This is a genomic window from Bradyrhizobium sp. USDA 4454, from assembly GCF_054822705.1.
Genome location: NZ_JBTRCN010000001.1, coordinates 244,141 through 261,361 on the forward strand (window position 1 = coordinate 244,141; position 17,221 = coordinate 261,361).

A 17,221-nucleotide genomic window follows, 5' to 3' on the forward strand; every position below is an offset into this window, starting at 1 on the left:
AGCGTGCCCGAATTACCGTGATCGCGTGCGATCGAGTTCGTCGGCGAACATGGTCTTGATCTGGTCGCCGTCATGCAGCGAGGTGCCAGCGTCGGCCACGACGATTTCGCCGACGTCGAGGCCTTCAAGGATTTCGGTCGAGGTGTCGGAGGTCAGCCCGACGCGCACCCTGCGGGTCTCCACTGTGTTGTCCTTCACGACCTGCAAGGTCAGGCGGTCGATCGCAGTGCGTGGCACCGCCACCCCGCAGGAACGCTTGGCGTCGATATTGGCGCGTGCGAACATGCCGACCTTCAGCGTCGGATTGTTGTTGATGGTGATGCGGACATGGCCGAGCTGGGTGGCGCGGTCGATCTGCGGCGAGATCTGCCGGACCTTGCCGACCATGTCGGGCGCATCGTCGCGGCTGATCCGCACGTTGGCGCCGGGGTTTAGCTTGAGGAGCTGGAAGCCCGGCACCTCGGCGTCGAGCTCGATCTCGTTGCCGATCGAGATCTTGAACATCGGCGGAGCCTGCGGCGAGGCCGGGGCGCCGGGCGCGGTGCGCACCTCGGTGATCAGGCCGGCTGCCGGTGCCCGCAGCACGAGCGGCTTGGCATTGGCCTGAGCGGCCTGCTGCGGCGGCGGGGTCAGCCGCGCCAGTTCCTGGTTCTCGGTCACGGTATCGCCCTCGCGCACCAGCACCTCGGTGACCTTGGAGCCGTCCTGGTCGACATTCACCTGCGCCTCGCGGCGCGGCACGATGAAGCCGGTGACGCGGACCATGTCGGAGAAGCAGGCATTGGTCGACTTCGTCACCACCACCAGTGCCTGGCCCGGCGTCTCCTTCTCCTCCGGGTGGGAGCGGTGCTCGAAGGTGTAATAGGCAATGGCCAGCACGAGGAAAAACACCGTGCCGAGTGCAGGCCTGAGGTATCGGGAAAAATTCATCGCCTGATCAATCCAGAGCCTGGCGCGCATCGACAGGGATAGTCTTGGGTGCTCGTCGAAGTCTCATCACGCTCGCCATCATATTCCCTGAGCATGCGGAAGGTTGGTGTCCACCGTTCCGGATCATGCCCTGACGTTATGCGGGGCGGCTCACCGGTGGGAAGCTCGGGCTTCTGCCCTCAAGCAAATGCGCCCCGCCGGGGTGCGGGACGCATTGTAGCCTCAAAAAGCGGCCACGCCACCGCCCATCAGATCGGTATCATTTGGACGAGTTTCACTTGGACGCAGTGTCCTTGTTTTCCACATTCACGACCTGGACGCGGCGATTGACGTCCGCCATCGGGTGGCTGGGGTCCTTCAGCTTGCTCTTGCCGTAGCCGACGGTGACCAGATCGGTGCCGTTGATGCCATATTTGTCGACCAAATAGCGCTTGATGGCGTCGGCGCGGCGCTCGGAGAGGCCTTGATTGTAGTCCTCGCTGCCGGCGGCGTCGGTGTGGCCGGCGACCACGAAGGTCGAGCCCTTTAGGTCTGGATTGGTGAGGGCGCGGCCGAGCGCCTGCACCGAGGGCAGCGACCTGGCGCTGATATTCGCGGAGTTGTAGTCGAAGTTGATCTCGAGATCGATCTTCGGCTTGTCCTGGACGATGGTCGCGATCTCCTCGCGCTCGGTCGAGGACAGCGAGCGGGTGGCGCGGCCACGAACGCTCTGCACGAATTTGGCCTGGTCCGCGTTGAGCCCGGGCGAGGTGGTCTGCGGGCCGACCGAGAGGCCGCGGGTCAGCGGCTTCTTCTCGGGCGTCAGCGCCTTGATGATCTGGTCCTCGGTGACGTCGTCACCGGCGCGGGCGGCGACCATGCCGAACGACAGCACGGCGCCGGCGGTCATGATTGAAAGGATCGCGGCCTTTGCCGACGGCTTGAGCATTTCGGTCCCTCCTGCGCAGGCTTGCGCGGTTCCATGCAACTCTTCGGTTTGCCGGCATCGTTGCCCAGCACGCCTCCTCTGATTAGTCGCGCTAGTCCAGCAGCGGTTCGAGGCCAGGGTGGCCTCGATCGATTGGTCACTGCACCCCGTAGTCGGCGAATTCCTTGACGATGTTGGGGTCCATCGCCTTGGCATTGGCGATGTCGAGATCGCCTTCCGCGACCGCGCCGTTGCGCTTCTTGGCAAGCCCGCGCCCGTACAGCGACGAGGTCAGCCGCGGATTGATCTTCAGCGCGGCATCGAAATCGGCGATCGCGTTCTTGTTCTGCCCGCCCTTGAGATTCATCAGGCCGCGGCTGTCGAGCGCATCGACGAAGTTCGGGCGCAGCCGCAGCGCCTCGTTGCAGTCCTTCAGCGCGGCCTGCAAGTCGCCGATCACGGTGCGGACCCAGCAGCGGTTGTTATAGGCCTCGACATCCTTCGGATTCAGCCGCAGCGAATTGGTGAAGTCCTTCACCGCGAGGTCGTAGGCGCCCTTGCTGGCATAGACCTGGCCGCGGCGATACAGCGCGGCCCCGTCGTCGGGGTTCTTGTCCAGCTTCTCGCTCAGGCTCTTGATGGTCGGATCGTCGGCGAGCACGGGTGAATTGCTCGGCGCCGGCGTCGGCTGGATCACCACCGGCGGTGGAGGCGCGGGTGGCGGCAGCGCGATCTCGGGACCCTTCGGCGCGGGTGGCGGTGAGGCCGGGGCCGTTGCAACCGGGGACTTCGGCGGCGCCGGTGCCGTTGCCGCGGGAGGCGCCGGTGCTGGTGTCGGGGTTGCCGCGGGCGGGGCTGGCGTTGCAGCGGGCGGTGCCGGCGGGGGCGTGACCGGCGGAGCCGTTGCCACCTCAGTAGACGGCGATGCGGCGGGTGTCGGTGCAGTGCTTGCCGCCCCCGTAGCGCTGCCTGGAGTGGCTGCGCCGCTTGAAGTGGCTGCACCGCCCGGAATGAACGAGAAATCCTCGGCCAGTGACGACGAGATCCACGGCACCTGTTCCTGCCGCGAGGCCCGGGTGACGCCGACACGGGTGCGGTTCAGCGTTTCCTCCGCCATCAGGTCCGGGGTGCGGATCTCCTTCAGCAGTTCCCGCACGAACAGGCTGCGGTCGCTGCCATTGTCCGAGACGACCGACGACAGTGCAGCCGAGTACATCACCAGCGTCCCGTTCGGCGCGATCACCGGCGCAAGCCCGGCCGAGAAGCTGCGGAAGCGGCGCTCGAACGGGTTGCGCCGCGAAGCGTCGATCAGGGCGATCTTGACGCCGGCGCCGCGGCTGTTGATCTCGCCGAGCACGGTCTCCAGGCTGAAGCCGTCGCGGCGAACGTCAGCCTCGGCCCAGATCTGGGCATCGATCGGGATCATGTAGCTCTGCCGGTTCGACTGGATGCCGTAACCCGAGAAGAAAATCAGTGCGACCGAACCCGGTTTGATCTTGCCATAGAGCCTCTCGAAGGCGCGGTTCATGCCGTCGCCGGTCAGGTTCTCGCCGACCTCGACGGTGAAACCGTCGCGCTTGAGCTCGTCGGCGACGTCACGGGCGTCGTTGACCGGCTCCTTCAGCGGCGTGTCGGCGTCGGGATATTTGGCGTTGCCGATCACCAGCGCGAAACGGTCGCCGGCGGCGAACGACAGGGTGGGCGACGCGATCGAAAAAATCAGCGTGGCGAGCAAGGCAAGGCGGATTTTCATAATCGCGGCAAATCCAGATCGCGGCATTGCAATGAAACGGCGCTTTTCCAGCCTGCGCCGCGGGGACCTTACTCTAGCGAAATCGCATTATCAAACCACCGCCAAACCCCCGTCAACGACCTGCGGCACTGTCGTTTATCGCGATGACGATCTTAGGCCGCACTGCAACAGCATGCGGTCATGGCGGCCATCGCCGCCGTGGCATGGCGCTGGTTCCTTTGAGCCGATAATGTGATTGCACTTACAGTGGCTTCCGCGGTGGTTTGGCCGCCCTGTCATGCGCTCATCGCAGTCAGCGTGGTTTGACCTTTACGCGAGGCAATGGCTTTGTGTCCGGGACGGCCCGCCATTCAACATGACTGCAAACAAGAGCGAAACCGATGGGAAACGCCTACGAGATCTACGCCCTGCGCTATGCGACGATGTCGCCGCGCACCCCCCACCTCAACTTCCTGGTCCCTGATCCGCACGATACCACGGCGCAGGATCTGGATTATTTCGTCTGGCTGATTCGCGGCCATGGCCGCGACATCCTAGTCGACACCGGCTTCAACGCCGAGGAGGCCAAGGCGCGCGCCCGCAAGCTGACGCTTAATCCGGTCGATGCGCTGGCCGGCTTTGGCGTCAGCGCCGATGCGGTCCGCGACGTCATCGTCACCCACCTGCACTATGATCACGCCGGCAATCTGGATCGCTTCCCCAACGCCAAATTCCATCTGCAGGAACGCGAGATGAGCTATGCGACCGGCCGCTGCATGTGCAGCGGCATGCTGCGTCACCCGTTCTCGGTCGAGCATGTCACCCAGATGGTGCGGCACGTCTACGGCGAGCGCGTCGCCTTCCATTCCGGCGACGGCGAGATCGCGCCGGGCGTCACCGTGCATCGCGTCGGCGGCCATTCCGACGGCCTGCAGGTGGTGCGGGTCGAGACCGCGCGCGGTCCGGTCGTGCTGGCGTCCGATGCCGCGCACTACTATGCGAACCTGCACAGGAAGAGCCCGTTCCCGATTGTCTACAACGTCGGCGATATGGTGCAGGGCTGGGAGACCGTGGAGCGGCTCGCCGGGCATCCCGACCGCTTCATCCCCGGCCACGATCCGATCGTCAGCGAGATCTATCCGCGCGCCAGCGACAAGGTCGATGCGTTCGCGCTGCATCTGGCGCCGTCGCGATCGTTCGCGAAGTGACAAGCGCATCTGCAACACGTCAAGAAACTCAAAAAAAGTAGCGACAAAAAGAAGTAGCGATATGACTGACTACAAGACTCTCGGATTCGTCGGCCTCGGCGTGATGGGTGAGCCGATTTGCCGCAACCTGGTCAAGAAGAGCGGCAAGCGCGTCGTGGTGTTCGACCTTTCGGCCGAACCGCTGCAACGCCTGCTCACCGATGGCGCGGAGGTCGCGGCTTCGGTCGCCGATGTCATCAAGCAGAGCGACGTGCTGTTCCTCTGCCTGCCCAGCGCCAGGCACGTCCGCGCGGTGTTCGAAGGCGACGGCATTTTGAAGAACGTGAGAAGCGGCCAGATCGTGGTCGATCTCGGCACGTCATCAGTCAGCCAGACCCGCGACTTCGCCGGTCAATTGCAGGCCAAGGGCGCAGCCTGGGCCGATGCGCCGATCGCGCGCACCCGGCAGGCGGCGCAGGACGGCACGCTCAGCGTGATGGTCGGCGCTGTGCCCGCGCTCTATGCCGCGATCGAGCCCTTGATCCGCTGCTTTGCCACCGACGTCACCCATTGCGGCGAGGTCGGCGCCGGGCAGGTGACCAAAATCCTCAACAACATGGTGCTGTTCGAGACGGTGAACGCGCTGGCCGAGGCTGTCGCGGTGGCCAAGCACAACAGCGTCGATCCGAAGCTGCTGCTGGACACCCTGTCGAAGGGCTCGGCCGACAGCTTTGCGCTGCGCAACCACGGCATGAAGGCGATCGTGCCCGGCGTATTTCCGGAGCGCGCCTTCTCGACCGAATATGCGCTGAAGGATCTGTCCTACGCGCTCGAGCTCGCCGCCGATGCCGGCATCAAGATCCGCGGCGCAGAGCTGATCGGCACGGTGCTGCAGGAGGCGATCGACAAGGGATCGAAGGACAATTATTTCCCTGTGATCGCCAAGCATATCGAGGGGGCATAACTCTCTCCGTCGTCATTCCGGGGCGTGCGAAGCACGAGCCCGGAATCCATCAGGCCGGACGTTCGTAGATGAATGGATTCCGGGCTCGACGCTGACGCGTCGCCCCGGAATGACGGGACAGGGCGGGGTGCGAACCCAACCCCAGCGTCGTCCTGGCGAAGGCCAGGACCTGAGTTCACAAACGAAGTGCAACACTTCCTTGAGGAGGTGTTGCGATGGGGCGGAGTTACGAGCAGCTATCCCTGGACGAGCGATGCGAGATTGCCCGACTTTCAGCCAATGGCAGCTCGGTGCGGCAAATCGCGGCAGCTCTGGATCGCTCGCCATCAACGATCTCTCGGGAGCTGAACCGCAATTCTGGCGCCCAGGTCGGCTACAAACCCAACTATGCCCAGCAACAGATGCGAGCGCGGCGCTGGACGGGCGTACGCCTCGAACGGGAGCCCGGCCTGCGCCGCGCGGTCTTGGAGCGCCTTGGTCGGGGCTGGTCGCCCGAGCAGGTCGCGGGCCGGCTGGCCCGCGAACACGGCCGCAAGGTGATCTCCCACGAGACCATCTACCGCTTCATTTACGCCCAGATCCGACGCACCTCGGACTTCAGCTGGCGGCGTTATCTGCCACGCGGCAAGAGCAAACGCGGCTACCGCGGCAAGAAGGGCGGCAGTCCCGCAAGCTTCATCGAAGGCCGTGTTTCCTTGGATAAACGGCCCATCGAGGCCGACGATCGCAGCACCCCCGGTCATTGGGAAGCCGACCTGATGATGTTCTCCAAATACGGTCAGGCGATCCTGACCGTGCATGAGCGCACCTCGCGCCTGCTGCTCGGCATCCGCATCGCCAGCAAGCTCGCGCGCGGTATCGCCCGCCATCTCGTCCGCTTGTTTGCTGCCTTGCCGGAAGGCCTGTGCCAGACCGTTACCTTCGACAATGGCACCGAGTTCGCCTGTCACCTGGAGCTGCACCGCCTCGCGATCGAGACCTTCTTCTGCGATCCGCACGCGCCCTGGCAGAAGGGCGGCATCGAGAATGCGATCGGTCGGATGCGCCGCTTCATTCCGCGCAAAACCGATCTCGCGACCTTCCCGACGCGCCGCCTCCGCCAGTCCATTAACGCCTACAACAACACCCCGCGCAAATGCCTTGACTTCCAAACCCCTCTCGAGGCCTTCTCTCAAGTGTTGCACTTCGAGTGTGAATCCACCTCGGACCCATAACCACAAATGTTGCTTGTTGCGCTCCGCTGCAACGACGAGTGCCGTCCACAACTCCGGCCGCGGCGTATGGGTCCTGGCCCTTCGCCAGGACGACGGGGGAGGGGTCCTAATACGCGTCCTTGGCGTCGGCCTCTTCACTGGTCTGCACCAGCTCGAGGCTGCTCTCGACCTTGCCGAGCAGGCGGCCGAGGTCGCGGCGTTCCTGTGCGGACAGGCAGGACAATATCTCCTGCTCCTTGCGCAGCAGACGCGGGATCAGCTCCTCGTACAGCGCCTGGCCCTTTGTGGTCAGCCGCAGGCGGAATTCGCGGCGGTCGTCGGCGTTCTCGACGCGTTCGACGATCTCGCGCTCCATCAGCGCCGAGACGGCGCGGCTGATGGTGGATTTGTGCGTGCGGGTGCAGTGCGCGATGTATTGCGCGCTGCAGGGATCGCTGCGGAAGCCGAGCGTCGCGAGCACGCGCCACTCCGGAATGTCGAGGCCGTAGCGTGCCTGATATTCGCTCGACAGCGCCGAACTCACCTCGGCCGACAGCCGGTTGAGGCGGAACGGCATGAAGTGGAAGAGGTCGAGGCGCTTCTTCGCCGGCGCGGCATCGTCGTGCGCGTCCGCTTCCACGGCGCTGCGCGCGCGGGCTGGAGGCTGGCTTGCAGAGGTCCTGGCCAAAAATTCCTCCAATTTGAGTTGACGGCGGGCCCGACTGGGAGTTTAAGATAGTTGCAGGTGAGACTAATTTAGCAAGCTCGCGGCCGGCCCGCAAGGTGTTGTCGCAAGCCGGTCACACAAGCCGTAGCCCATGCCACAGACAAGGGCCGGCGCACCAGGGAACATCCAGGGTCACGCAATGGCATCAGCCAAACCGGCACAGGCCAAAACCCAGTTCGGCTATCGCCGCCACCCCGACCAGGACCGGTCGGCCGCCAGCGTCGCGGAGCATCCGATCGTCGTGGTCGGCGCCGGGCCGGTTGGATTGTCGCTTGCGATCGATCTCGCCCAGCGCGGCCAGCGCGTGGTGCTGCTCGATGACGCCGACCGGATCGGCGAAGGCTCGCGCGCGATCTGCTTCTCGAAACGCTCGCTGGAGTTCTGGGATCGCCTCGGCGTCGGCGATCGCATGGTCGAGAAGGGCGTGGTGTGGAGCGTCGGCAAGATCTTTCACGGCGCCTCGCAGCTCTACCAGTTCAATCTGCTTCCCGAGGAAGGCCACAAGCGGCCCGCCTTCATCAATCTGCAGCAGTTCTATGCCGAGGCCTATCTGGTCGACCGGGTCGAACAGCTGCCTGAGATCGACCTGCGCTGGCGCAACAAGGTGATCGCGCTGGAGAGCCGCAACGATGGCGTTGTGCTGACCATCGCAACGCCTGAAGGCTCCTACCAGGTGCGCGCCTCCTTCGTCGTCGCCTGCGACGGCGCCCGCTCGTCGCTGCGGCAGATGGTCGGTGCGGAGTTCGCGGGCCAGGTGTTCGAGGACCAATTCCTGATCGCCGACGTCAAGATGACCGCGGCATTTCCGACCGAACGCTGGTTCTGGTTCGATCCGCCGTTCCATGCCGGACGCTCGGCGCTGCTGCACAAGCAGCCGGACGACATCTGGCGAATCGACCTGCAACTCAATCCCGATGCCGATCCGGTGGCCGAGAAGCAGCCCGAGAATGTCCGGCCGCGGATAGAACGTATGCTGGGCCATGACAAGTTCGAGTTCGAATGGATCTCGCTCTACAAGTTCCAGTGCCGCCGGATGGCCAAGTTCATCCATGGCCGGGTGATCTTCGCCGGCGATTCCGCGCATCAGGTCTCGCCGTTCGGCGCGCGCGGCGCCAATTCAGGATTGGAGGACGCCGAGAATTTGGCGTGGAAGCTCGATCGCGTGCTGCGCCGGTTGTCGCCGGAAGGCTTGCTGGAGACCTACCATATCGAGCGCAGCGCGGCGGCGGACGAGAACATCCGCGAGTCCACCCGCTCGACCGATTTCATGGCGCCGGTGACCAAGCAGGAGGCGCGGCTGCGCCAGGCCGTGTTGTCGCTCGCCAAGGACACCGAGTTCGGCAAGCGCATGGTCAATGGCGGCCGGCTGTCGGTGCCGTCGGTCTATGAGACGCCGCTGTCGAGCGGCGATCGCGACGAGTGGCGCGGCGGCCCGCGGCCGGGCGCCTCGATGCTGGATGCGCCGGTGACTGAACAGGGCGGCGGTTCGACCTATCTGACCGACGTTTTCATCAAGCAGGGAACGCGTTTCACCGTACTGGAGTTTGGCAATGGTGCCGCCGCCGATGTGCCCGATGGCGTCGGCTCCATCCAGGTCGGCGGTGAGGGCGGCTTGATCGATGCGCAAGGCCTCGCCGCCAAGCGCTACGACGCCGAGCCCGGGACCGCCTATCTGTTGCGGCCCGATGGCTACGTCGCGGCGCGCTTCCGCAACGCCGCGCGGCCGGCACTCGATGCGGCGCTGGCGCGCGCTGCCGGCTTGAGCTGAGGACCTGTCATGGCGCTATCGACCAGTTCGAATTTCGCAAAGCCCGACGATGCCTTCCGCGCCATCGTCGAGGCGCATCGCGGCCTCACCGACGCGCAGAGCGCCGATCTCGATGCCGCGCTGGTTCTGGTGCTCGCCAACCATATCGGCGATCTCGACGTGCTGCGCGAGGCGATCGCGCTGGCGAAGCGGCGGATGCTGGACGCGAGCCAGCAGCAACAACAGCAACAACAATAGCACTGATCAAACGAACAGGATTGAACTGATGGCCAAAGGTTTCGCATCGACCACGGATCTCGCGGAGAAGAAGGTCACCTTCTCCGAGATCGGCACCGATCTCTACGCCTTCACCGCCGAGGGCGACCCCAACACCGCTGTGATCGTCGGTGACGACGGCTGCCTGGTGTTCGACGCGCAGGCGACGCCCGCGATGGCCAACAAGGTGATCGAGCGGGTCAAGACCGTCACCGACAAGCCGATCAAATATGTCGTGCTGTCGCACTATCACGCGGTGCGCGTGCTCGGCGCGTCCGCCTATAAGGCGCAGGGCATTGTGGCCTCGCAGGAGACCTATCGGCTGATCGAGGAGCGCGGCCAGCAGGACTGGGACTCCGAGTACGGCCGGTTCCCGCGGCTGTTTCAGGATGCCGCCAGCATCCCCGGCCTCACCTGGCCGACGCTGACCTTCGAAGGCGAAATGTCGATCTATCTCGGCAAGCGCGAGGTGCGGCTGATGCAGCTCGGCGCCGGCCACACCTCGGGCGACATCGTCGCCTGGGTGCCGGATGCCGAGGTGATGTTCTCGGGCGATCTCATCGAGTACCACTCGGCCTGCTATTGCGGCGATGCGCATCTGCGCGAATGGCCCACGACCCTGAACGAGATCCGCGCCTTCAATCCGAAGGCGATCGCGCCGGGCCGTGGCGATGCGCTGAAGGGCCTCGCCACCGGGCGCGATGCGATCGCGATGACCCGCGATTTCGTCACCACGCTTTACGGTGCGGCGGAGTCTTCCGTTGCCAAGGGCCATAGCCTGAAGGAATCGATGGCGGCGACGCGCGAGGTGATGGACCCGAAATTCTCGAAGTTTGCGATCTACGAGCACTGCCTGCCGTTCAACGTGTCGCGTGCCTATGACGAGGCGTCCGGGATCGACGATCCCGTGATCTGGACCGACAAGCGCGACCAGGAAATGTGGGCCGCCCTGCAAGGAGGAGGATAGACATGAACATCAATACCTCGCCTGATCAGATCGTGCGCAGTTCGGGGCAGGTCACGCCGGGCTACATGTCCGGCTTCGGCAACAGCTTTGAGACCGAGGCCTTGCCCGGCGCGCTGCCGATGGGGCGCAACTCGCCACAGCGCTGCGCCTACGGGCTCTATGCCGAGCAGCTGTCCGGCTCCCCGTTCACGGCGCCGCGCGGCACCAACGAGCGCTCGTGGCTGTATCGCATCCGCCCGTCGGTGCGGCATTCCGGCCGCTTCGCCAAGGCAGATAGCGGGCTGTGGCGCACCGCGCCGTGCCACGAATACGACATGCCGATCGCGCAACTGCGCTGGGATCCCGCGCCGATCCCGAAACAGGACATGACCTTCCTCCAGGGCGTGCAGACCATGACCACGGCGGGCGATGCCAATACGCAAGCCGGCATGGCGGCGCATGTCTATCTCATCACCAAATCGATGGTCGATCAGCATTTCTACAATGCCGATGGCGAACTGCTGTTCGTGCTGCAGCAGGGCAAGCTGCGCTTCGTCACCGAGTTCGGCCGCATCGATGCCGAGCCCGGCGAGATCGTGGTGATCCCGCGCGGCGTCAAATTCCGCGTCGAGATTCCGGCGGGACCAGCGCGCGGCTATCTCTGCGAGAACTATGGCGGCGCGTTCACGCTGCCGGAGCGTGGCCCGATCGGCGCCAATTGCCTGGCCAATTCGCGCGACTTCCTGACGCCGGTCGCCAGCTACGAGGACAAGGACACGCCGACCGAGCTCTACGTGAAGTGGGGCGGCTCGCTGTTCAAGACCACGTTGCCGCATTCGCCGATCGACGTGGTCGCGTGGCACGGCAATTACGCGCCCTACAAATACGATCTGCGCACCTTCTCGCCGGTCGGCGCGATCGCCTTCGATCATCCCGATCCGTCGATCTTTACGGTGCTGACCTCGCCGTCGGAGACCGCCGGCACCGCGAACATCGACTTCGTGATCTTCCCCGAGCGCTGGCTGGTGGCCGACAACACCTTCCGTCCGCCGTGGTACCACATGAACATCATGTCGGAGTTCATGGGCCTGATCTACGGCGTCTACGACGCCAAGCCGCAGGGTTTTGTCCCCGGCGGCATCAGCCTGCACAATTGCATGCTGCCGCACGGGCCCGACCGCGAAGCCTTCGAGCACGCCAGCAACGGCGAGCTGAAGCCGGTGAAGCTGACCGGCACCATGGCTTTCATGTTCGAGACGCGCTTCCCGCAACGCGTGACGCAGCACGCCGCGACCTCCTCGACGCTGCAGGACGATTACTCGGATTGCTGGAAGGGGCTCGAGAAGAAGTTCGACCCGAGCAAGCGGTAGCCCGCCGTCATTCCCCGATGCGCAATTGCGCATCTGAGGGCGCGCGAAGCGCGAGCCCGGAATCCATTGCTCCGCGCGACCCGTGGCCTGATGGATTCCGGGCCTGCGCCTTACGGCGCATCCCGGGATGACGAGAGAAAGAGTGCGTCAATCAATTCGGCAGGAATCCATGCCCCACCCCAACGACCCCAAGCTCCGCTCCTTCATCGACGTCGCGCCCACCTCCGACTTCCCGATCCAGAACCTGCCCTATGGCGTGTTCTCGTCGAAGGACGGACTTGCGCCGCGCGTCGGCGTTGCGATCGGCGATTACGTGCTCGACCTCTGGGAGCTTGAGCAGGACTCGCGGCTCGATGTCGGGCCGCTCGGCGTGTTCTCGCAGCCGTCGCTCAACGCCTTCATGGCGCTGGGGCCGAAGGTGTGGTCGGCGACGCGGGCGCGGATCAGCGAGCTGCTGCGCTCCGATCACCCGGAGCTGCGCGACAACGGGGAATTGCGCGCGCGGGCGCTGGTGCCGATGACCGACGTCAGGCTGCACATGCCGTTCGCCGTTGCGGGCTACACCGATTTCTATTCGTCGAAGGAGCACGCCACCAATGTCGGCGTCATGTTCCGCGGCAAGGACAATGCGCTGCAACCGAACTGGCTGCATATGCCGATCGGCTATAATGGCCGCGCCTCGACGGTCGTGGTTGGTGGCACCAAGGTGCGCCGGCCGCGCGGCCAGCTGAAGCCGCCGAGTGCCGATGTGCCGAGCTTCGGCCCCTGCAAGCGCCTCGACTTCGAATTGGAGATGGGGGTCGTCGTTGGACAAGCCTCGCCAATGGGCGAGATGCTCACCGAGAAGCAGGCTGAAGAAATGATCTTCGGCTTCGTCATCCTCAACGATTGGAGCGCGCGCGACATCCAGCAGTGGGAGTATGTTCCGCTTGGCCCGTTCCAGGCCAAGGCGTTCGCGACCTCGATTTCGCCGTGGGTGGTGACGCGCGAGGCGCTGGAGCCGTTCCGCATGCAGGGCCCGAAGCAGGAGCCGGAGCCGCTGGCTTACCTGAAGCAGACCCAGCCGAACAATTACGACATGCAGCTCGATGTCGCCTTGCGCGCCGGCGCGATGAACGAGGCGAAGACGATCTGCAGCACGAATTTCAAGTACATGTATTGGTCGTCGGTGCAGCAGCTCGTGCATCACGCATCGTCAGGCTGCGCGATGAATGTCGGCGATCTCTTAGGGTCCGGCACGATCTCCGGTCCCGAAAAACATCAGCGCGGCAGCCTCCTGGAAATCAGCTGGAACGGCACCGAGCCGGTTGAGTTGGCGAGCGGGGTGACGCGCTCGTTCCTCGAGGACGGTGATTCGCTCGTCATGCGCGGCTGGTGCCAGGGCGATGGCTATCGCGTCGGATTCGGCGAGGTCGAAGGCACGATCGTCGCGGCGGAGTGACCTTCCACGCATCACTTCACCTCCCCTTGAAAAGGGGGGGTCGGTTTGCGCAGCAAACCGGGTGGGGATCTGGTCTCTCAACGAGCGCTGGCGCCCGCGGCTGACCCCCATCCCACCTTCCCCCTTTCGGGGGGAAGGAGCCTGACACCTGTGGGAAACTCACCGCTCTTCCGGCCGGATATCCTTCAGCCGCGCCGTATTCGCTGCGACATCCTCCAAGCTGTACTTCAGGTGCACCCGCTTGTCCGACGGTGGCTGGTTCACGGTGCAGACGCCCGGCCGCCACGGCTTAGCCGGGCGGATCGGCCGCGGCGTAAAGCCGCCGCCGCAGTTCGGGCAGACATTGCCGAGCCTGCTCTCGGCGCAATCCGCACAGAAGGTGCATTCATACGAACAGATCCGCGCGTCGAGCGCGCTCGGCGGCAGGTCCTTGTCGCAATATTCGCAGTTCGGTCGCAGCTGCAGCGCCATGATCGTCTCTCTAGCCGGGTGTCGGAAGGAATGATCGCAAATCGGACCGGAAAAGCGAATGACGTATTTCCCTCGATTCGCGCCGGATCACGCTTGCAGCGATTTCAGCGGCAGCTTGGTGCTCTCCTTCAACCGGTCGAGCACGATCGAGGAGCGCACATGGGCCACGCTCCGGTGCGGCATCAGCACGTTGTTGACGATGTCGGACAGGCTCTTGAGATCGCGCAACATCACCTTGAGCACGTAGTCGGCGTCGCCGGTCAGCGCGTAGGCTTCCTGGATGTCGTCGACGCGGTTGACCAGCTCGCGAAACCGCTTGGCGTTGTCGGGCGAGTGGGTCGCGAGCGTAATGTGGATGAAGGCGATCAGGCCGAAGCCGAGCGCCTCGCCGGCGAGGTCGGCGTGGTAGCCGGAGATCACCTTCTCCTCCTCCAGCCGCATCCGCCGCCGTGAGCATTGCGAGGCCGACAGGCCGACGAGATCGGCCAGTTGCTGGTTGGTCAGCTGGCCGTCTTCCTGGAGCGCGGCGAGCATCTTGAGGTCGAAGGCGTCGACGTCTAGCATGCACCAAATGTCCAATTCATGCACGGATCGTGCGCGATATTAGCAAAGCAGCGGCCATTTTGCACGCACGTTGCGTCGCAAGTGACGGAAACTGATCTTCAGACAGATCAGGGAGTTACCGTCATGGGACCGTTTCCGCACGATGCGCCGCCGGCCGAAATCAGCACCGAGAACCCGATGGGCACCGACGGCTTCGAGTTCGTCGAATACGCCCACCCCAATCCCGGCGAGTTGCACGCTTTGTTCAAGCTGATGGGCTTTGTCGCGGTCGCCCGGCACAAGACCAAGGCCATCACGGTCTATCGCCAGGGCGACATCAACTATCTCGTCAATGAGGAGCCCGGCAGCCACGGCTTCAACTTCGTCGCCGCGCACGGCCCCTGCGCGCCGTCGATGGCGTTCCGCGTGGTCGATGCCAGGCAGGCCTATCAGCGTGCGATCGCGTTGGGCGCGGAGCCGGCGGATGTGTCGTCCGCGGGCAAGACGCTCGACGTGCCCGCGATCAAGGGCATCGGCGGCAGCCTGCTGTATTTCGTCGATCGCTACGGCGCCAAGGGCTCGGCCTATGACGCCGAGTTCGAGTGGCTGGGTGCCGCCAACCCGCGCCCCGCGGGTTCGGGCCTGTATTACATCGATCACCTCACCCACAACGTCCATCGCGGCCGCATGGATGTCTGGACCGGCTTCTACGCAAAGCTGTTCAACTTCCGCCAGATCCGCTTCTTCGACATCGAGGGCCGCGCGTCCGGCCTGTTCTCGCGCGCGCTGACCAGCCCGGATGGCAAGATCCGGATTCCGATCAACGAGGACGCTGGCGATTCCGGGCAGATCGAGGAGTATCTCAACGTCTATCGCGGCGAGGGAATCCAGCACATCGCCTGCGGCGCGCGCGACATCCATGCGACGGTCGAGAGATTGCGTGCGGATGGTCTGCCGTTCATGCCGTCGCCGCCCGATACCTATTTCGAGCGGATCGACGCCCGCCTGCCCAACCATGGCGAGGACGTCGCGCGGTTGCGGAACAACGGCATCCTGATCGACGGCGAAGGTGTGGTCGAGGGCGGCCAGACCAAGGTGCTGCTGCAGATCTTCTCGGCGAATGCGATCGGGCCGATCTTCTTCGAATTCATTCAGCGCAAGGGCGACGATGGCTTCGGTGAAGGCAACTTCAAGGCGCTGTTCGAATCGATCGAGGAAGACCAGATCCGCCGCGGCGTGTTGAAAGTCGATCACGCGGCGTGAGGCCCTTGGAGGCGAGCGCGCTCGCTCAAATCTCACAGTCGTCGTCCCGGCGAAAGCCGGGACCCATAACCACCGAGTTTAGTTGTAGAAGGGATCGCGGCCCCACGTCATACAGCAGCCGGCATTCGGGGTAATGGGTCCCGGCCTTCGCCGGGACGACGGCGAGATTTATTTCGCTGCCTTCCACTCAGCCGTCACCTCCGCAATGCTCGCCAGCTCCGGCTCGCGGATCGCCGACGGCGTGCGCGAGAAGCGCGGCGCAGGGGCGGGCTGGGTGACGCCGTGGCGCTCGACGAACACCTGGCGCGCCGCCATGTGCGGATGCTTCGGTGCTTCCTCCATGGTGAGGATCGGCGCGAAGCAGATGTCGGTGCCCTCCATGATCGCGCACCAGTCGGCGCGCGACTTGCTCTTGAACACCTTTTCCAGCTTCGCCTTCAGCGCCGGCCAGGCCTTGCGGTCCATCTGGGCGTCGAAGTCGGCGTCGGTCAGGTCGGCATGCTTGCGCAGGAGCGCGTAGAACTGCGGCTCGATCGAGCCGATCGAGATGAAGTTGCCGCAGGAGCATTCATAGACGCCGTAGAAATGCGCGCCGCCGTCGAGGAAATTCTGGTCGCGGCCGCCGCTCCAGCGGCCCTGCGCGGCCATGTCGTAGAACATCGACATCAGCGAGGCCGCGCCGTCGCACATCGCGGTGTCGACCACCTGGCCCTTGCCGGATTTCTGCGCTTCCAGCAGAGCCGCGAGCACCCCGACCACGAGATAGAGCGCGCCGCCGCCGAAATCGCCGACCAGATTGAGCGGCGGCACCGGCTTCTCCTTAGGTCCGATCGCAGCCAGCGCGCCGGTGATCGAGATGTAGTTGATGTCGTGGCCGGCGGCATTGGCCAGCGGGCCTTCCTGGCCCCAGCCGGTCATGCGGCCGTAGACCAGTTTTGGATTGCGCGCGAGCACGACGTCCGGGCCGAGGCCGAGGCGCTCCATCACGCCGGGCCGGAAGCCCTCGATCAGCGCATCGGCATGGCCGAGCAGTTCGAGCACTTCCGCGATCGCTGCCCTGTTCTTGAGATCGAGTTCGATGACCTTGCGGCCGCGGGTTGCCACCGCCTTCAGATTCTTGCCCGCGCCGACCCGATCCAGCGTGATGACCTCGGCGCCCATGTCGGCCAGCAGCATGCAGGCGAACGGGCCGGGGCCGATGCCGGCGAATTCGACGATGCGGAAGCCTGTGAGCGGCCCCGAAGTGCGAGCGGCGGTCTGGGAGGCGGGCTTGTCGAGCACGTTGTTGTTCCGTTGTTGCTATAGGAAGTTCATCGACGGGTCTTGTTCACGCGTCCGACGCGGGGGATCGCACCGGCGCTGCCATCAAAGGCGCGGCCTGGCTGTCGCTGGCCATGGCAATGGGTGTTCGTCGGATCTGCTGAACGTCATAAGTCCTCTCCCCGCACCGTCCGCCTGACGGTATTTTTAATTAGCTGATTAGCTAAATTCTCTCGCCGAATGCGGGACGTGGCAAGCCCTTTT

Annotated in this window: 16 protein-coding genes; 9 read left to right on the top strand and 7 right to left on the bottom strand. The window is 64.6% G+C overall.

Annotated features, from left to right (window positions below; all coding sequences use genetic code 11):
- Positions 1-12: 12 nt before the first annotated feature.
- The 3 genes from ACVIW0_RS01135 to ACVIW0_RS01145 all read right to left on the bottom strand — a co-directional run bounded on the left by ACVIW0_RS01135 (position 13) and on the right by ACVIW0_RS01145 (position 3,590).
- Positions 13-930, bottom strand: a complete 918-nt coding sequence (locus tag ACVIW0_RS01135; protein ID WP_461350641.1) for an efflux RND transporter periplasmic adaptor subunit — start codon at positions 928-930, stop codon at positions 13-15.
- A 274-nt stretch (positions 931-1,204) separates the two neighbouring features.
- Positions 1,205-1,858 (bottom strand): OmpA family protein, encoded by a 654-nt coding sequence (locus tag ACVIW0_RS01140; RefSeq protein WP_461350642.1) that lies wholly within the window; start codon positions 1,856-1,858, stop codon positions 1,205-1,207.
- Between the two features lie 136 nt (positions 1,859-1,994).
- Positions 1,995-3,590: a caspase family protein gene (locus ACVIW0_RS01145; protein ID WP_461350643.1), complete on the bottom strand. Its 1,596-nt coding sequence runs from the start codon at positions 3,588-3,590 to the stop codon at positions 1,995-1,997.
- Between the two features lie 380 nt (positions 3,591-3,970).
- Here ACVIW0_RS01145 and ACVIW0_RS01150 point away from each other — a divergent pair, with 380 nt between their 5' ends.
- The 3 genes from ACVIW0_RS01150 (at position 3,971) to ACVIW0_RS01160 (ending at position 6,934) form a co-directional block, all read left to right on the top strand.
- Positions 3,971-4,777, top strand: coding sequence for an N-acyl homoserine lactonase family protein (locus ACVIW0_RS01150; protein WP_461350644.1), 807 nt, complete (start codon positions 3,971-3,973; stop codon positions 4,775-4,777).
- A complete protein-coding gene (locus tag ACVIW0_RS01155) occupies positions 4,731-5,720 on the top strand; it encodes an NAD(P)-dependent oxidoreductase (protein WP_461350645.1) in 990 nt (329 codons plus the stop codon). The genes ACVIW0_RS01150 and ACVIW0_RS01155 overlap by 47 nt, the downstream gene beginning before the upstream one ends.
- A gap of 215 nt (positions 5,721-5,935) precedes the next feature.
- Entirely contained in the window at positions 5,936-6,934 is a 999-nt protein-coding gene (locus tag ACVIW0_RS01160; RefSeq protein ID WP_461350646.1) for an IS30 family transposase, read from the top strand.
- A 106-nt stretch (positions 6,935-7,040) separates the two neighbouring features.
- Here ACVIW0_RS01160 and ACVIW0_RS01165 read toward each other — a convergent pair whose 3' ends face one another.
- Positions 7,041-7,601: a MarR family winged helix-turn-helix transcriptional regulator gene (locus ACVIW0_RS01165; RefSeq protein WP_461350647.1), complete on the bottom strand. Its 561-nt coding sequence runs from the start codon at positions 7,599-7,601 to the stop codon at positions 7,041-7,043.
- 178 nt (positions 7,602-7,779) lie between these two features.
- Between ACVIW0_RS01165 and ACVIW0_RS01170 the strand changes: the two genes are divergently transcribed.
- The 5 genes from ACVIW0_RS01170 (at position 7,780) to fahA (ending at position 13,420) form a co-directional block, all read left to right on the top strand.
- Positions 7,780-9,408: an FAD-dependent oxidoreductase gene (locus ACVIW0_RS01170; protein WP_461350648.1), complete on the top strand. Its 1,629-nt coding sequence runs from the start codon at positions 7,780-7,782 to the stop codon at positions 9,406-9,408.
- A 9-nt stretch (positions 9,409-9,417) separates the two neighbouring features.
- Positions 9,418-9,645, top strand: coding sequence for a DUF2783 domain-containing protein (locus ACVIW0_RS01175; RefSeq protein ID WP_038385743.1), 228 nt, complete (start codon positions 9,418-9,420; stop codon positions 9,643-9,645).
- A 28-nt stretch (positions 9,646-9,673) separates the two neighbouring features.
- Complete coding sequence (locus ACVIW0_RS01180) at positions 9,674-10,630, top strand: MBL fold metallo-hydrolase (RefSeq protein WP_461350649.1); 957 nt, start codon at positions 9,674-9,676, stop codon at positions 10,628-10,630.
- A 2-nt stretch (positions 10,631-10,632) separates the two neighbouring features.
- Entirely contained in the window at positions 10,633-11,979 is a 1,347-nt protein-coding gene (gene hmgA, locus ACVIW0_RS01185; RefSeq protein WP_461350650.1) for a homogentisate 1,2-dioxygenase, read from the top strand.
- Positions 11,980-12,148: 169 nt separating this feature from the next.
- Complete coding sequence (fahA, locus tag ACVIW0_RS01190; RefSeq protein ID WP_461350651.1) at positions 12,149-13,420, top strand: fumarylacetoacetase; 1,272 nt, start codon at positions 12,149-12,151, stop codon at positions 13,418-13,420.
- A 159-nt stretch (positions 13,421-13,579) separates the two neighbouring features.
- On the opposite strand, the gene ACVIW0_RS01195 is transcribed toward fahA, so the two are convergent.
- Both ACVIW0_RS01195 and ACVIW0_RS01200 read right to left on the bottom strand, forming a co-directional pair.
- The gene (locus ACVIW0_RS01195; protein ID WP_461350652.1) at positions 13,580-13,891 is read right to left on the bottom strand and encodes a DUF1272 domain-containing protein; all 312 of its coding nucleotides are present in this window, start codon (positions 13,889-13,891) and stop codon (positions 13,580-13,582) included.
- Positions 13,892-13,978: 87 nt separating this feature from the next.
- Positions 13,979-14,455: an Lrp/AsnC family transcriptional regulator gene (locus ACVIW0_RS01200; protein ID WP_461350653.1), complete on the bottom strand. Its 477-nt coding sequence runs from the start codon at positions 14,453-14,455 to the stop codon at positions 13,979-13,981.
- Between the two features lie 123 nt (positions 14,456-14,578).
- Here ACVIW0_RS01200 and hppD point away from each other — a divergent pair, with 123 nt between their 5' ends.
- On the top strand, positions 14,579-15,697 hold the full coding sequence (gene hppD / locus ACVIW0_RS01205; RefSeq protein WP_461350654.1) for a 4-hydroxyphenylpyruvate dioxygenase: 1,119 nt from the start codon (positions 14,579-14,581) through the stop codon (positions 15,695-15,697).
- Between the two features lie 168 nt (positions 15,698-15,865).
- Here hppD and ACVIW0_RS01210 read toward each other — a convergent pair whose 3' ends face one another.
- On the bottom strand, positions 15,866-16,978 hold the full coding sequence (locus ACVIW0_RS01210) for a CaiB/BaiF CoA transferase family protein (protein WP_461350655.1): 1,113 nt from the start codon (positions 16,976-16,978) through the stop codon (positions 15,866-15,868).
- Positions 16,979-17,221 lie beyond the last annotated feature (243 nt).

Coding starts and splice junctions, on each gene's coding strand:
- ACVIW0_RS01135 (WP_461350641.1), bottom strand. CDS start 930: ATGAATTTTTCCCGATACCTCAGGCCTGCACTCGGCACGGTGTTTTTC.
- ACVIW0_RS01140 (WP_461350642.1), bottom strand. CDS start 1,858: ATGCTCAAGCCGTCGGCAAAGGCCGCGATCCTTTCAATCATGACCGCC.
- ACVIW0_RS01145 (WP_461350643.1), bottom strand. CDS start 3,590: ATGAAAATCCGCCTTGCCTTGCTCGCCACGCTGATTTTTTCGATCGCG.
- ACVIW0_RS01150 (WP_461350644.1), top strand. CDS start 3,971: ATGGGAAACGCCTACGAGATCTACGCCCTGCGCTATGCGACGATGTCG.
- ACVIW0_RS01155 (WP_461350645.1), top strand. CDS start 4,731: ATGCGTTCGCGCTGCATCTGGCGCCGTCGCGATCGTTCGCGAAGTGAC.
- ACVIW0_RS01160 (WP_461350646.1), top strand. CDS start 5,936: ATGGGGCGGAGTTACGAGCAGCTATCCCTGGACGAGCGATGCGAGATT.
- ACVIW0_RS01170 (WP_461350648.1), top strand. CDS start 7,780: ATGGCATCAGCCAAACCGGCACAGGCCAAAACCCAGTTCGGCTATCGC.
- ACVIW0_RS01175 (WP_038385743.1), top strand. CDS start 9,418: ATGGCGCTATCGACCAGTTCGAATTTCGCAAAGCCCGACGATGCCTTC.
- ACVIW0_RS01180 (WP_461350649.1), top strand. CDS start 9,674: ATGGCCAAAGGTTTCGCATCGACCACGGATCTCGCGGAGAAGAAGGTC.
- hmgA (WP_461350650.1), top strand. CDS start 10,633: ATGAACATCAATACCTCGCCTGATCAGATCGTGCGCAGTTCGGGGCAG.
- fahA (WP_461350651.1), top strand. CDS start 12,149: ATGCCCCACCCCAACGACCCCAAGCTCCGCTCCTTCATCGACGTCGCG.
- ACVIW0_RS01195 (WP_461350652.1), bottom strand. CDS start 13,891: ATGGCGCTGCAGCTGCGACCGAACTGCGAATATTGCGACAAGGACCTG.
- ACVIW0_RS01200 (WP_461350653.1), bottom strand. CDS start 14,455: ATGCTAGACGTCGACGCCTTCGACCTCAAGATGCTCGCCGCGCTCCAG.
- hppD (WP_461350654.1), top strand. CDS start 14,579: ATGGGACCGTTTCCGCACGATGCGCCGCCGGCCGAAATCAGCACCGAG.